We start from the raw sequence: 12759 nt of genomic DNA, 5'->3' as shown, positions 1-12759 counted from the left end.
GGATGGTGTCGATCCCCGGCCCACCATTCATTGCTTCCCACCATTCATTGCCTGATGGCCTCGTTCAGCGCCAGGTTGAGCGCCAGCACATTGACCACCGGCTCTCCCATGAAGCCGAGCTTGCGCTTCTCGACATGGCTGTCGACAAGGGATTTAACCCTGGCTTCATCGACGTCCCTGGCCCTGGCCACCCTGGCGACCTGGAAATAGGCGGCTTCGGGGCTGATATGCGGATCGAGGCCGCTGCCTGAAGTCGTGACCAGATCCATCGGCACCGGCTGGTCCGGATTTTCCGCTTTCAGCCTGTCGGCATCGCCCTTGATGCGGTCGATCAGCTTGGGGTTGGTCGGCCCGAGATTCGAACCGCTCGAAGCGGCGGCGTTGTAGCCGTCGCCGGCAGCCGACGGGCGGCCATGGAAATAACTCTCGCTGGCAAAAGCCTGGCCGATCAGTTCGGAGCCGACGATCTTGCCGTCCTTCTCGATCAGGCTGCCATTGGCCTGGTTGGGAAACAGGGCTTGGGCAATGCCGGTCATGCCGAGCGGATAGATCAAGCCGGTGAGGATGGTGAAGAATACGATCATGGTGATCGCGGGTCTGATTTGCTTGAGCATGGACTTAATTCCTTATGCGAGGCCAAGCGCGGTGACGGCCATGTCGATCGCCTTGATGCCGACGAAGGGGACAATGATGCCGCCGAGGCCGTAGACAAGAAGGTTGCGGCTGAGCAGCGCGCCCGCGCCGATCGCGCGATATTTGACGCCTCTCAGCGACAGCGGGATCAGCGCGATGATGATCAGCGCGTTGAAGATGATGGCCGAGAGAATGGCGCTCTGCGGCGTTGCCAGATGCATGATGTTGAGCGCCTGCAGTGGACCTGATGTCTGTCCCGGCGCGATGTAGAAGACGGCGAATATTGCCGGGATGATGGCGAAATACTTGGCCACGTCGTTGGCGATGGAGAAGGTCGTCAGCGAGCCGCGTGTCATCAGCAGCGCCTTGCCGATTTCCACGATCTCGATCAGCTTGGTCGGATCGCTGTCGAGGTCGACCATATTGCCGGCTTCGCGCGCGGCGACCGTGCCGGTGTTCATGGCAACGCCGACATCGGCCTGCGCAAGGGCGGGCGCATCATTGGTGCCGTCGCCGCACATGGCGACGAGCTTGCCCTTGGCCTGTTCGTCGCGGATGAGCTTCAGCTTGTCCTCGGGCGTCGCCTGGGCAAGGAAATCGTCGACGCCTGCCTCTGCCGCGATCGCCGCCGCGGTCATCGGATTGTCGCCGGTGATCATCACGGTGCGGATCCCCATCTTGCGCAGTTCAGCGAAGCGTTCCCTGATGCCGCCTTTGACGATGTCCTTGAGATGGACGACGCCGAGCAAGCGTCCGTCGCGCTCGACCGCCAGCGGCGTGCCGCCGGATTTGGCGACGTCGTCGGCGATCGCCTGCAGATCGCGGACGGTGTCGCTGCTGGGGCGCGTACCATGCGTGGCGACGGTCGAACGATTGACGTGTGCGAGCACCGAATCGACCGCGCCCTTGCGCACCGAAGAGCCATCGATGTCGACGCCGCTCATGCGGGTTTGCGCGGTGAAGGGCACGAAAGCAGCATGCAATGTTGCCATGTCGCGGGCACGGATGGCGTATTTCTCCTTCGCCAGCACGACGATCGAGCGGCCTTCTGGCGTTTCATCGGCAAGCGAGGCCAACTGTGCAGCGTCGGCCAACTCCTGCTCGGTGACGCCCTTGACCGGGCGGAATGCCGTCGCCTGGCGATTGCCGAGCGTGATCGTGCCGGTCTTGTCGAGCAGCAGCGTGTCGACGTCGCCAGCCGCCTCGACGGCGCGGCCCGACATCGCCAGCACGTTGAACCGCACCAGGCGATCCATGCCGGCGATGCCGATGGCCGATAGCAGCGCTCCGATCGTCGTCGGGATCAAGGTGACGAACAGGGCGACCAGGACGGTCACCGAGATGTAGCCGCCCGAATAGAAGGCGAAACTCGGGATTGTCGCCGTCGCCAGCACGAAGATCAGCGTCATGCCGACGAGCAGGATGTTGAGCGCGATCTCGTTGGGCGTCTTCTGGCGCTCGGCGCCTTCGACCAGCGAGATCATGCGGTCGAGGAACGTATGGCCGGAGGCCGCGGTGATGCGCACGCGGATCCAGTCGGACAATACTTGCGTGCCGCCGGTCACCGCCGAACGGTCGCCGCCGGATTCACGGATCACCGGAGCCGATTCGCCGGTGATCGCCGCCTCGTTGACCGAAGCGACGCCTTCGATCACCTCGCCGTCCGACGGAATGATGTCGCCGGCCTCGACGAGCACCACATCGCCGACCTTCAGGCTGGTGCCGGGCACCAGCTTGAATTTGGTGCGGTCGTCGCCGCTCAACAGCTTGGCCTGGGTCTCGGTGCGCGCCTTGCGCAGTGAATCGGCCTGCGCCTTGCCTCGGCCTTCGGCGACCGCTTCGGCGAAGTTGGCGAAAAGCACGGTGAACCACAGCCAAATGATGATCTGCAGCGAGAAGCCGAGATCGCCGCCACCAGTGACAAGATCCTTGACGAACAGGACTGACGTGAGCGCTGAGACGACAGCGACGACGAACATCACCGGATTGCGCATCAAGGTGCGTGGGTTCAGTTTCCTGACGGCCCCGCCGATGGCGGGCAGCAGGATACTGGCATCCATGATAACAGCCGATTTGGACTGGCTCATTTAGTCGCTCCAGTGTCGATGTTGTTGGATGGCACCGATCGATCGGATGCCGAAAGAAGGTGCGGAAGCCCGGAGGCCAGCAACCAGATCACGAACATGATTGCCGCAATGCCGAAGAACGTGGACATGGTCGGAAAAGGCGGCGGGGTTGCCTCTCCCTCATGATGGGTGCGGAAACGCAGTCTGCGACGTATGGTTTCGAACCAGGACATGACATTGATCCAAGGTGGGGCGGTTTCAGAATGTCTGCCCGCGGATGCCAGCCAGGTGCTCGACGATCGGTCCGACCGCCAGCGCCGGGAAGAAGGTGAGGCCGCCAACGATCAGAATGACGCCGACCAGCAGCCCAACGAACAACGGCCCGTCGGTCGGGAAGGTGCCGGCGGAGGCGGGCACCGTCTTCTTGGCGACCAGCGAACCGGCGATCGCCAGAGCCGGGATGATGACCAGGAAGCGGCCCATCAACATGCCGATGCCGAGCGTGATGTTGTACCAGGGCGTGTTGCCGGTCAGGCCGCCAAAGGCCGAGCCGTTGTTGGCGGCGGCCGAGGTGTAGGCATAGAGAACCTCGGAGAAGCCATGCGGGCCGGCATTGGCCATCGAAGCGACGCCTGTCGGCAGCACCACCGCGATGGCGGTGAAGATCAGCATCGCCAGCGGCAGGCAGAGAATGGCGAGCATTGCCATCTTGATCTCCTTGGCCTCGATCTTCTTGCCGAGATATTCGGGCGTGCGTCCGACCATCAGTCCGGCGACGAAGACGGCGATCACGATGTACATCAGGATGCCGTAGAGACCGGCGCCGACTCCGCCGACAATGACCTCGCCGAGCTGCATGTTGATGATCGGGATCATGCCGCCAAGCGCGGTGAAGCTGTCATGCATGGCGTTGACGGCGCCGCAGGACGCGGCCGTGGTGATGACCGCAAACAGCGCCGACAAAGCGATGCCGAAGCGCGTTTCCTTGCCTTCCATGTTGCCGCCGTCGATGCCCAGCGCATGAACCAGCGGATTGCCTGATGCTTCCGCCCAGTAGCAGACGGCGACGCCAGCGACGAACAGGGCGCCCATCGCAGTCAAGATCGCCCAACCCTGGCGCTGGTTGCCGTTCATGCGGCCGAAGACGTTGGTCAGCGCCGCACCGATGGCGAAGATCGAAACCATCTGGATCAGGTTCGAGATCGCATCGGGATTTTCGAAAGGATGCGCGGCATTGGCGTTGAAGAAGCCGCCGCCATTGGTGCCGAGCATCTTGATGGCGATCTGCGAGGCTGCTGGCCCGACCGCGATCGTCTGCCGCGCGCCCTCCAATGTTGTGGCGTCGAGATAGGCGCTGAGCGTCTGCGGTATGCCGAGATAGACAAAGACCAGCGTCAGCACGATGCAGAGCGGCAACAGCAGGTAAAGGGTGCACCGGGTCATATCGACCCAGAAATTGCCTATCGATTTGCCCGAGGCCTTGGTGAAGCCGCGGATCAGCGCGATTGCGATGGCGATGCCGGTCGCCGCGGACAGGAAGTTTTGCACGGTAAAGCCGGCCATCTGCACGAGGTAGGACATCGTGCTTTCGCCGCCGTAGTTCTGCCAATTGGTGTTGGTCATGAAGCTGGCGGCGGTGTTGAAGGCGAGACCGGGTTCGACGGCGCTCATACCGGCTGGATTGTAAGGCAGGCTGCCTTGCAGCCGCTGCAGGAAGTAAAGCACCAGGAAACCGGCCAGGTTGAAGAACAGCAGGGCCGCCGCATAGGTGGTCCAGTGCTGCTCCTCACGCTCGCTGGTTCCCGAGATGCGATAAAGGCGCCGCTCGACAGGACCCAAAATAGGCGAGAGGACTGTGCGGTCGCCGCTGAAAACGCGATACATGTAGCCGCCGAGCGGCTTCACCAGCAAAACAACGATCCCGTAATAGACGAGGATCTGTATCCATCCGTTGAAAGTCATTGAAATAGCTTTCCGTGCCTTCGCCAGTTGCCGTTAGAAACGTTCTGGGCGAACGAGGGCGTATGTCAGGTAGGCGAGAAGGAACAAGGTCACAGCGCCACCAAGGATGTAATCGACAAACATGTTGTGATCCTTCAGCTAAACACTGTCGCAGGCTTTGATGAAGGCGAAGAACAGGGCGAAAAATAAAAACCCTATTCCGAGAACGATGATGTCCATCGGACTTGCTCCTTATTTTCATTTTGCATTGCATTGCCTTGCCTGCAGCCGGCAGGGTTGAAGTCATGTGAAAACAGTCGGTCGCGATGGTAATGGCGACCGAGACGTGTCCTTCCCGACGGAATATGGATCAAAACCCCATAAAGGTTCGAGCCGGGGCAAAGAGGAAAGAAATAAAAATCCTATAGGGGATTTTGCCGTCACGATCTCAGCGCACGGCGTTTAAAGACAAGTCGCGCGCCGGCGCGAAGCTGCCGAAAATCAACGATTGCGCGTATAGATCACGGCGTAGTCGTCCGCATACGCCCGCTTCCAGCCCAATTCATCGAAGAATGGAATGCGGCTGTCGTCCGGCGTCAGCAAGGCCCAGTCTATCGCATGCTTCTCGAGCTGGGCTACGAGGACAGGCTTTCCGCCGCTGCGCCCTGTCTCGGCATCTGTCTTCATAAAGCCGTTGAGAAAGAGCTGATCTGTCCGGCCGTCGATGAATGTCTTGATTCCATGGAAAATCAAGCTGCCGCCGAAGTTGTAGGAATTCAGGACATTGCCTGACAGATGATGGCTGTCGACGAATGCGAGCGCATCATTGGCCGAAGTCTTCTGGCTCGGCGCGACCGGATAGGCGCTCGTGAGCACTGCGGTTGTAACCACCAGCAAAACGCCTGCCACGCCGCAGATCTGGTAAAATCGCTGTGCCAAAAACCGTTCCAGCCCGTCGCGCCTGTCGGACACCCATTTCGCCAGGGAAAGTGCTGGATATTGCTCCGCAATCTCGGCCGCAACCACGATCGGAACCAGCAGAAAGAACAGGTACATGAAGCGCAGATGAGTGAGGTAGATATGCAAGGCAAAGACGATGAAAAGCGCCTTCGCCCAGCCGACGCGGAGTTTCGACACAAGCAGCGCGAAAAAGAACAGTAGGATACCCACTTCCTGGAACGGCTGATCCGAGGCGTCGAACGGTTTCCACTCGATAATCAAGGGAACCGCTTCATTGCCATAGGCTACCGTGAAAGTGGCAAGGATGGCTTTGATGCCATAGGGATTGATCAAGCTGACCACCGGGCAAAGCAGTCCGAAGGCAACCCATTTGCCTAGGAGTACCGGGTTGGACAAGCGGGTTCGCACAAGAACATCGAGGCCGGCGAAAGCCGCGATAACGAAGCCGATGGTAAAGGTCGCGTGGAGATTGGCCCACAAGACAAGCAGGGCAAGCAGCCACAGAGGCGGCCCCTGCTCATTGCGCGCTGCGCGGAAAAGCGCTGCGGTCCAGATCACGATGATGGGCAAGGTGAAGATGTGCGGACGCGCTGTGTAGATCGGGGAGATCAAGGCCGCCGCGAACAAGGCCAGTCCCACTGCCGCCGTCGGCCTCAACCAGGTGCTGAGATACCATGACAGCAGCGCGCCCGTCAGGGCGATGGTTGAGATGATCAGCACCGCCACGCCGTTCCAGCCGCCTGTCGTGTAGGCGAGCGCAAGGAGAACCTGTCCAAGCCATTCCTTGGCAATCCACGGCTGGCCGGCGAAAGTATGAGAATAGCTGTCGACAACCGGGAACGTACGATTTGCCAAAAGATCGAGCCCCACCTTGACCTGCCACCAACAGTCGGGGTCCTGCAGGATGGCTTGGGCGTGGGCGGAAAGCGCGAATGCCACGAGAGGCGCGACGAGCAGGCAGAACATCACCCTGGCCCGCTGCGCGTCGTTGACCGACGACGCGGTCGCAACGGTCGCTACGGTCGCCTGAATCCCGTTCATATCATATCTCCAAGCCGCTCTGCGGCAGATCGATTGGCGGTTTCAGCTTGTCGCTCATCCGAGGGCAGGGCGTCCGCTCAAACGGCAGGCTTGACCGCATGCACGAAATATTGGGCTCCCATAGGCATCCTGGTCAGGAAGCGCTCCAAGGGTCGCAATCTTGCGAGCACGCGTGGGAAAAAGATCCGGTAGACAACCTCGGATTTGGGGAAGCCGGCCGCAGCCATTCGCTTGCGCACATCGCGGCTGTTGATCAGAATTGCGTTCTCGTCGAAAGCACAGTTTCGTACCGCGTGCGTCGTCAGCGGATTCCAGGGATTATGCTCGAACAAAAAGAAGCTGCCACCACCGGTCAGCACTCTCTCGATCTCCTTGATCAGGCCGACATGGAGGTCTTCAGGGATGTGATGGAACACGCAGGCGGCGAAGGCGAGGTCGAAACTTGCGTCGTCGTAAGGGATCGTTTTGCCGTCGAAGTGCCTGAAATCGGCCTGGTCGGGAAAGCGCTTGCGGGCGATGTCGAGCGACTGCAAGGAGGGGTCGAGCAAGGTGATTTCGCTGTCGGGAAATGCGGCGCGCATAGGCCCCAGCGAATTGCCGACGCCCGCGCCGAAGTCGAGTATCCGCCGCGGCTTCACGCCTGAGCGGGCCAGCCTTGCCGCGACATCGTCGATCTTGTACTGGGCGAAGAAATCCGGGGTTTCGCCGCTCAGCCGGATACTGGCGGCATGCTGCTGCTGATACTCCAGCGCGAACTGGTCAAACTCGGCCTGAAGCACGCGCGGCTCCCTTCGCCAGTTCATCGGCCATTTCCTGAAGGCGATGGACGGGCAGTTTCCCGGCGGCAGGATCGTGGGCAGCGATCTCGTTTATGAGGTAGAGTGGCCGCCGCTTGGTCTCCATATACATGCGCCCGAGATATTCCCCAAAAATTCCAAGGACCAGAAGCTGGACGCTGCCGAGGATCAGGACGATTGCGGCCAGGCTGGTCCAGCCGGGCAACACGCTGCCGGCAATCCATGAGAAGAGCGTATAGCCCAGCGCAGCAAGACCGAGAAAGCCGAAGATCATGCCGAGATGCGAGGCGAAACGCAGCGGCACGATGGAGAAGCTCGTCATCGCATCCATTGCCAGAAGCACCATCTTCTTCAACGGATAATGCGTGGTGCCTGCGAAGCGCTGGTGCCGCTCATAGGCAAAAGCCACCTGCTTCAGGCCGATCCAGCTCACCATGCCGCGAATGAAGCGGTAACGCTCGGGCATCGCATTGAGATGATCAAGCGCGCGGCGGCTCATCAGGCGAAAATCCCCGGAATCGAGCGCCATGTCGACGTCGACCATCTTGTGCAGCAGACGGTAGAACAATGCGGCGGTTGCGCGCTTGAACCAGCCTTCGCCCTGGCGCTTCAGCCGCTGGCCATAGACGACGTCGAACCCCTCATCCATCTTTGCCATCATGGCTTTGAGCAATTCCGGCGGGTCCTGGAGGTCGGCATCGAGAATGAGAATGCGCTGGCCGCGGCAAAACTCCAGGCCGGCGCTGAGCGCAATCTGGTGGCCGTAATTTCGGGCGAGGTCTATGCCGACGACGTGGCTGTCCTGTTTGGCGAGTTCGAAAATGGCCTCGCGGGTGCCGTCGGTGGCTCCGTCGATGACCAGCACGATCTCGTAGGAATGCCCCGCTTGTTCACGGCAAACGGCTGTGACGCGCCGGTAAAGTTCGGCGACCCCACCGATTTCATTGTAGCACGGCACCACAACCGACAGCGCGACGGCGCGTCGCGCAGCGATTTTCTCTGTTTGCGCCAAAAGCCAGCTCCCATGGTTAGAACGGGAATAGGCCGAATTTGTTAGAAAATTGATAAGCCACTCAGGATTGCCGACCCGTGACGCCAGACGCGCGAAGCGTGCGGATGGCCAGGCGCGTGCGACGGTGCGGGGGCATGGCGAGGCTCCGCCAAATCGGCGGCTCAGCCTTCGGCTTTGAAGTTCTTCGCTTCCTTCTCGACCCTGGCGCGGTCCTTGCCGTGCTTGCGCATCAGATCCTTCGCCTGGTTGGGCGAAATGTCCGTGGTCTCGGCTAGGCGCAGGGCCTCCTTGTCGTCCGGTTCGCGTTTCTTCCGATCCGCCATTGTGGTCCGCTTGTCAGACATCACGACGCCCTTATGCTCTCGGCGATTTCGTGCAGCACCTTGCGATCGGTCCCGTGGCGCTTGATCAAGGTGCGTGCCTGTTCGGGAGTAATGCCGGCTTCCTCGGCGAGATGCCTCACCTCATAGTCTTCGTCGCCGGCAACTTGTGAGCGATCGCGGTTGTCGGTCTTGGTCTTGTCGTCGGGCATGGCAGTTCTCCTCGTTTCGGCCTAGAGCATAACGACGGAGATTTCGTGAAGTTCCTTAGTGCCGGCCTTCGCGAACAAACACATGGGCTTCCTTGGCGGCGGCCGTGAATGCCCGCCGCGCACTGCCAACCGCCCGCCGCTGCTCCATCGCGTCCATCATGGCTCTCAAGGCCGCGCGATATTTCGGTCCGCGCTTTTCGTCTGGCCATTTGTCGACCAGAAGCGAGGCCGCCTGGACCGTCCTCGTCACCGAGAGGGGGCGGCCGATCCGTTCGCTCTCGATCGTCACCGGAACATCGAATTGTTCATCACGCATTACCGCCACTCCTTGACTCCAAGGACAGGAACGGCACAGCGGGACTATTCGTTCCGATGAGGAACGGCGTGATCCATCCCGATCACAATTCATGGTTACTGAGTGGCTTACGCCACCGGTCTAAAGCGCGTCGCGTTTGACCGGCCTCATGCGACGCGCTTTAGGTTGTTGTTTTATGCATGTCGTTATCGCAAAACCGCTGCACACTTTTGCGCGACATGCATTTAGTTCCGACAGTGCGCAGGCTGATTGGGCGCAGGGCGCCATGCATTAGCGGGACCGATGGTCGAACACGACCCCCATGGTCCTACCAATTGCGGTCATCACGACAAGCTCGACCAGATGGTCGTCGCTGTCCTCACACGCCGGGGCTGCCCGGCGGATGGCATCTATTGCGGCTCTGGTCGATATGGTGTCGCCGGCGCGGAATTTTGAAAGCGCAGATGAAACAAGTCCTTGGGCCGTCAAGTCAACGACAGGCACTCTCGAAACGATGTTCATTGGCCTCCTCCGCCATGAACCCTGCCCCGCGAGAATGATACGCCGAATAGCAGTTTCCGCCAGCGAAATAGTGGTCCGACCAGAGGCCAATCGGACCGGGGACAGTTGCCTTTTTGCGGGGCTCAGCGCGACGCTGCCGACTTCGATTTCTCTCGGCTCCTTGCAGCTGGCTTGACCCTGATACGCATCGCTCCGCCCTCGGGATGATCGATCTCAAAGGCATTGGTCTTCCGCACGAGATCGCTCAGCTTGCGAAAGCCGAAGGTTCTGGGATCGAAGTCCGATGCCAGATTGGCGAGCTGATTGCCTACGATGCCGAGCGGCACCCAGCCGTCCTCGGTTCCCATCTGTGAAATGACCTTGGTGATGATCGGCGTCGCGGCGCTGGGCGGCTGCAAAGACTTCGTCGGCGCCGCATCGTGAGCGTTGGCTGGTGCGGTCGCAAGCAGGTTCTCGGTGTATACGAACCGGCGGCATGCCTGCCGGAAACTCTCCGGCGTCTTCTGCTCGCCAAACCCGTAAACGTCGATCCCATGTTCCCTGATGCGAGCGGCAAGACGGGTGAAATCGCTGTCGGACGACACCAGGCAGAAGCCTTCGAACCGCCCGCTGTGGAGAAGGTCCATCGCGTCGATGACGAGCGTGATATCGGATGCGTTCTTGCCGGTGGTGTGGGCGAATTGCTGCTGCGGGATAATCGCATGCTTCGACAGCACATCGGCCCACGCCTTCGAACGGGTGCTGGAGAAGTCGCCGTAGATGCGACGAACGCTTGCCTCGCCGATCTTGGCGATTTCTTCGAACAACCCGTCGGCAATCTTGGCCGAGGCATTGTCTGCGTCGATCAGGACTGCAAGCCGTGGAGAGCGTGGTTCGGTTGGCAAGGTGAGCCCCTGTTTTTAGCTTCGCACCAGATGACATAGTGACATATGGTGCAGCGGTAACCGTTTTATCGAGATTCGACTGATGTCATCTACTTCTCCCGATACAAGATCATACCGGCGGGGTGCAGCACGCCGTCAATGAACGTTCCGTCGGCGGTAAAGCCGGTGTCGTCCCAGTAGTCGATGTGGTTTCCTCGGGGCGAAGTGGTGCCAGCTCTCGAGGACTATTGCCCGCGCTTCGCCGGCTTCTACCGAGCCGTCGCAACGTCGCGCCGAAGCTGCGCGCCCTTGTCGATCACCTACGGCGTCATGACTAGCCTCTTTCGCCAGTACGGCGACCATGTCGATGTTGCAATTACATTAGCGTGAGCGCATGTTTTCATCAGCCGGCGCAAGCCGGTTAGGCCCGGTGGCTGGCCGGTCACCCCCATAGGCTGCCGGGCCGCCAGCAACGGCTTGGGAGGGCATGCCATCCGAAAATCTTGGAACTGTTTTTCAAGACAGCGACCGTTTTTTTATCTTGGGAATCGCAGCCAGCCTGCAGATGGCAATTTCAGGCAATCACGGTGCTTACCCGGCTCACGCACACATCAATCTCCTGGGATGGGTCACAAGTGCAATATTCGGTGGGTACTACGCCCTGGAACCCGGCAAAAGCCGCCCGCAGGATCGCAATGGTCCATTATGGCGTCTACAATTTTGGCCTGGTCGTGATGTTGCCGGCTCTCTACGTGATGCTGCATGGAAATCCGGCCCTTGAGCCGATCGTCGCCACCGGCTCCATGATCGTCGCTAACAGCGTGCTCATCTTTGCCTTCGTGGTTTTCTCCGCCGAACGGCGCGCTCAGTCTCGGGAATACCTGCGGTTCCACGCTAAACGGCGTCGCTGAGCCACCAAAAGGCTCGCGGCTCCGAGAGTTTGGTCATCATTGTGCCGGGCAATGCCTTCGCGGCGTCGGTCAGGGTTGCCCGATCGTTGCCGTGCTTGCGGATCAGCTCGCGCACCAGCTCCGGCGTGACGTTGTTCTGCAGAGCGAAAAAGTCACCTCATAATCGTCGTCCGCCGCATATCTTGTTGCGGTCGCGAAAGTCGCGTTTGCTTTTGTCGTCCGCCTTTCAGAATTTTGTCATATTCACTATGGCTAATATATGCCGGTGACCTAGACTAGGTTCCATGCGTAGGCGGGCAGGGGCCGGCACCGACCGGCTAGAGTTCATCCCCCCGATGGAGCCCAAGCTGGTGGCCAAGCCGCCCGAGGGTGACAACTGGATTCATGAGATCAAGCTCGACGGCTATCGCGCCCAGATCATCATCAACGGTCCCGAGGATATCCGCGTCTATACCGAAACCGGTAAGGACTGGACGCGTAAATATCTGGGCATCGTGGAAGCCGCGACGGAGCTTGAGATCAAGAACGCCATCATCGACGGCGAGGCGGTCGTCACCGACAAGGCCGGTATGCCCGACTTCAACGCGCTCCAGAACGCCGTCCACAACAGTCCCTATGGCATGTATCTCTGCGCATTCGACATTCTGCACCTGAACGGCCATGATCTGCGCGACATCGGCTGCAAGGCGCGCCGCGAAATTCTCTGCGGTATCATCAGGCCGCACAGCCGGATCCAGTTCAGCGAGGCCATGCCTGGTGACGCCAAGTCGATCTTCTATCTCGTCGAGCAGGCCGAGCTTGAGGGAATTGTCTCGAAGCGCGCCGACAGCAAATATCGCAGCGGCCCGACCTCGAACTGGCTGAAGACCAAGAGCTTCACGGTCGATGAATTCGAACTGCTGGGCGTCGAACGCGAGCCCGGCAAGGCAGCCTTCGCCCTTTTGGCACAGCCCGGCACCGGGAAATATGTCGGTTCCGCCTTCATCAGCCTGGGCCGCGACATGAAGGAGCGGCTGTTGAAGCGGGTTCGGGAGCACGCCGGGCCGCCGCCAGCGGCCATGAAGAAACGGCCGGGGACGCAATGGGTCAGGCCCGGGGTGAAGCTGCGCATCAAGCATCTTCGCGGCGACCACAGCCACATCCGCCAGGCCTCGCTGCTGGGTTTCGGAGACGACGACTAGAAAGG

At 60.4% G+C, this 12759-nt stretch carries 15 protein-coding genes and 2 pseudogenes; 3 read left to right on the top strand and 14 right to left on the bottom strand.

Translation table 11 applies throughout. From position 1 onward, the window contains the following. Positions 1–44: 44 nt before the first annotated feature. The 13 genes and pseudogenes from kdpC to AC0L25_RS14400 all read right to left on the bottom strand — a co-directional run. Positions 45–614, bottom strand: a complete 570-nt coding sequence (kdpC, locus tag AC0L25_RS14460) for a potassium-transporting ATPase subunit KdpC (RefSeq protein ID WP_473596115.1) — start codon at positions 612–614, stop codon at positions 45–47. Between the two features lie 12 nt (positions 615–626). Beyond that, positions 627–2720 carry a potassium-transporting ATPase subunit KdpB gene (kdpB, locus tag AC0L25_RS14455; protein WP_473596114.1) on the bottom strand — a complete coding sequence of 698 codons (2094 nt, stop codon included), beginning with the start codon at positions 2718–2720 and terminating at the stop codon, positions 627–629. Beyond that, positions 2717–2932 (bottom strand): hypothetical protein, encoded by a 216-nt coding sequence (locus AC0L25_RS14450; RefSeq protein WP_473596113.1) that lies wholly within the window; start codon positions 2930–2932, stop codon positions 2717–2719. The genes kdpB and AC0L25_RS14450 overlap by 4 nt, the downstream gene beginning before the upstream one ends. A 25-nt stretch (positions 2933–2957) precedes the next feature. Continuing rightward, positions 2958–4661, bottom strand: coding sequence for a potassium-transporting ATPase subunit KdpA (gene kdpA, locus AC0L25_RS14445; protein WP_473596112.1), 1704 nt, complete (start codon positions 4659–4661; stop codon positions 2958–2960). Between the two features lie 33 nt (positions 4662–4694). Further along, on the bottom strand, positions 4695–4784 hold the full coding sequence (locus tag AC0L25_RS14440) for a K(+)-transporting ATPase subunit F (protein ID WP_192356230.1): 90 nt from the start codon (positions 4782–4784) through the stop codon (positions 4695–4697). A 357-nt stretch (positions 4785–5141) separates the two neighbouring features. After that, the gene (locus AC0L25_RS14435; RefSeq protein WP_473596111.1) at positions 5142–6326 is read right to left on the bottom strand and encodes a hypothetical protein; all 1185 of its coding nucleotides are present in this window, start codon (positions 6324–6326) and stop codon (positions 5142–5144) included. Positions 6327–6718: 392 nt separating this feature from the next. Beyond that, positions 6719–7444, bottom strand: coding sequence for a class I SAM-dependent methyltransferase (locus tag AC0L25_RS14430; RefSeq protein WP_473596110.1), 726 nt, complete (start codon positions 7442–7444; stop codon positions 6719–6721). Further along, on the bottom strand, positions 7401–8450 hold the full coding sequence (locus AC0L25_RS14425) for a glycosyltransferase family 2 protein (protein WP_473596109.1): 1050 nt from the start codon (positions 8448–8450) through the stop codon (positions 7401–7403). Before AC0L25_RS14425 ends, AC0L25_RS14430 begins: the two co-directional genes overlap by 44 nt. 161 nt (positions 8451–8611) lie before the next feature. After that, entirely contained in the window at positions 8612–8794 is a 183-nt protein-coding gene (locus tag AC0L25_RS14420) for a hypothetical protein (RefSeq protein WP_473596108.1), read from the bottom strand. Further along, a complete protein-coding gene (locus AC0L25_RS14415; protein ID WP_473596107.1) occupies positions 8794–8982 on the bottom strand; it encodes a DUF3606 domain-containing protein in 189 nt (62 codons plus the stop codon). The genes AC0L25_RS14420 and AC0L25_RS14415 overlap by 1 nt, the downstream gene beginning before the upstream one ends. Positions 8983–9037: 55 nt before the next feature. Continuing rightward, on the bottom strand, positions 9038–9298 hold the full coding sequence (locus AC0L25_RS14410) for a DUF982 domain-containing protein (RefSeq protein ID WP_473596106.1): 261 nt from the start codon (positions 9296–9298) through the stop codon (positions 9038–9040). Between the two features lie 623 nt (positions 9299–9921). Further along, positions 9922–10683: an NYN domain-containing protein gene (locus tag AC0L25_RS14405; RefSeq protein WP_473596105.1), complete on the bottom strand. Its 762-nt coding sequence runs from the start codon at positions 10681–10683 to the stop codon at positions 9922–9924. Between the two features lie 89 nt (positions 10684–10772). Next, positions 10773–10877: pseudogene (locus tag AC0L25_RS14400) on the bottom strand (Atu4866 domain-containing protein); the annotation flags it as partial. 1 nt (position 10878) lies between these two features. Between AC0L25_RS14400 and AC0L25_RS14395 the strand changes: the two are divergent. Together AC0L25_RS14395 and AC0L25_RS14390 are read left to right on the top strand one after the other, a co-directional pair. After that, positions 10879–11000 (top strand): annotated as a pseudogene (locus tag AC0L25_RS14395) (LysR family transcriptional regulator); the annotation flags it as partial. Positions 11001–11165: 165 nt separating this feature from the next. Next, positions 11166–11573, top strand: a complete 408-nt coding sequence (locus tag AC0L25_RS14390) for a hypothetical protein (RefSeq protein ID WP_473596104.1) — start codon at positions 11166–11168, stop codon at positions 11571–11573. On the opposite strand, the gene AC0L25_RS14385 is transcribed toward AC0L25_RS14390, so the two are convergent. Then, entirely contained in the window at positions 11557–11688 is a 132-nt protein-coding gene (locus tag AC0L25_RS14385; protein ID WP_473596103.1) for a hypothetical protein, read from the bottom strand. The two genes, AC0L25_RS14390 and AC0L25_RS14385, sit on opposite strands and share 17 nt — an antisense overlap. A 169-nt stretch (positions 11689–11857) precedes the next feature. On the opposite strand from AC0L25_RS14385, the gene AC0L25_RS14380 reads away from it, so the two are divergent. Then, positions 11858–12754 carry an ATP-dependent DNA ligase gene (locus AC0L25_RS14380; RefSeq protein ID WP_473596102.1) on the top strand — a complete coding sequence of 299 codons (897 nt, stop codon included), beginning with the start codon at positions 11858–11860 and terminating at the stop codon, positions 12752–12754. The last annotated feature ends 5 nt before the right edge of the window (positions 12755–12759 follow it).

Source organism: Mesorhizobium sp. WSM4813 (assembly GCF_055811555.1).
The sequence above is the reverse complement of the archived record's forward strand: the minus strand, read 5'-3'. Positions and strand labels throughout refer to the sequence as shown.

Bases quoted from the DNA above. Each gene is read 5' to 3' on its own strand.
- kdpC (WP_473596115.1), bottom strand. From the start codon at position 614: ATGCTCAAGCAAATCAGACCCGCGATCACCATGATCGTATTCTTCACC.
- kdpB (WP_473596114.1), bottom strand. From the start codon at position 2,720: ATGAGCCAGTCCAAATCGGCTGTTATCATGGATGCCAGTATCCTGCTG.
- AC0L25_RS14450 (WP_473596113.1), bottom strand. From the start codon at position 2,932: ATGTCCTGGTTCGAAACCATACGTCGCAGACTGCGTTTCCGCACCCAT.
- kdpA (WP_473596112.1), bottom strand. From the start codon at position 4,661: ATGACTTTCAACGGATGGATACAGATCCTCGTCTATTACGGGATCGTT.
- AC0L25_RS14440 (WP_192356230.1), bottom strand. From the start codon at position 4,784: ATGTTTGTCGATTACATCCTTGGTGGCGCTGTGACCTTGTTCCTTCTC.
- AC0L25_RS14430 (WP_473596110.1), bottom strand. From the start codon at position 7,444: ATGAACTGGCGAAGGGAGCCGCGCGTGCTTCAGGCCGAGTTTGACCAG.
- AC0L25_RS14420 (WP_473596108.1), bottom strand. From the start codon at position 8,794: ATGTCTGACAAGCGGACCACAATGGCGGATCGGAAGAAACGCGAACCG.
- AC0L25_RS14415 (WP_473596107.1), bottom strand. From the start codon at position 8,982: ATGCCCGACGACAAGACCAAGACCGACAACCGCGATCGCTCACAAGTT.
- AC0L25_RS14410 (WP_473596106.1), bottom strand. From the start codon at position 9,298: ATGCGTGATGAACAATTCGATGTTCCGGTGACGATCGAGAGCGAACGG.
- AC0L25_RS14380 (WP_473596102.1), top strand. From the start codon at position 11,858: ATGCGTAGGCGGGCAGGGGCCGGCACCGACCGGCTAGAGTTCATCCCC.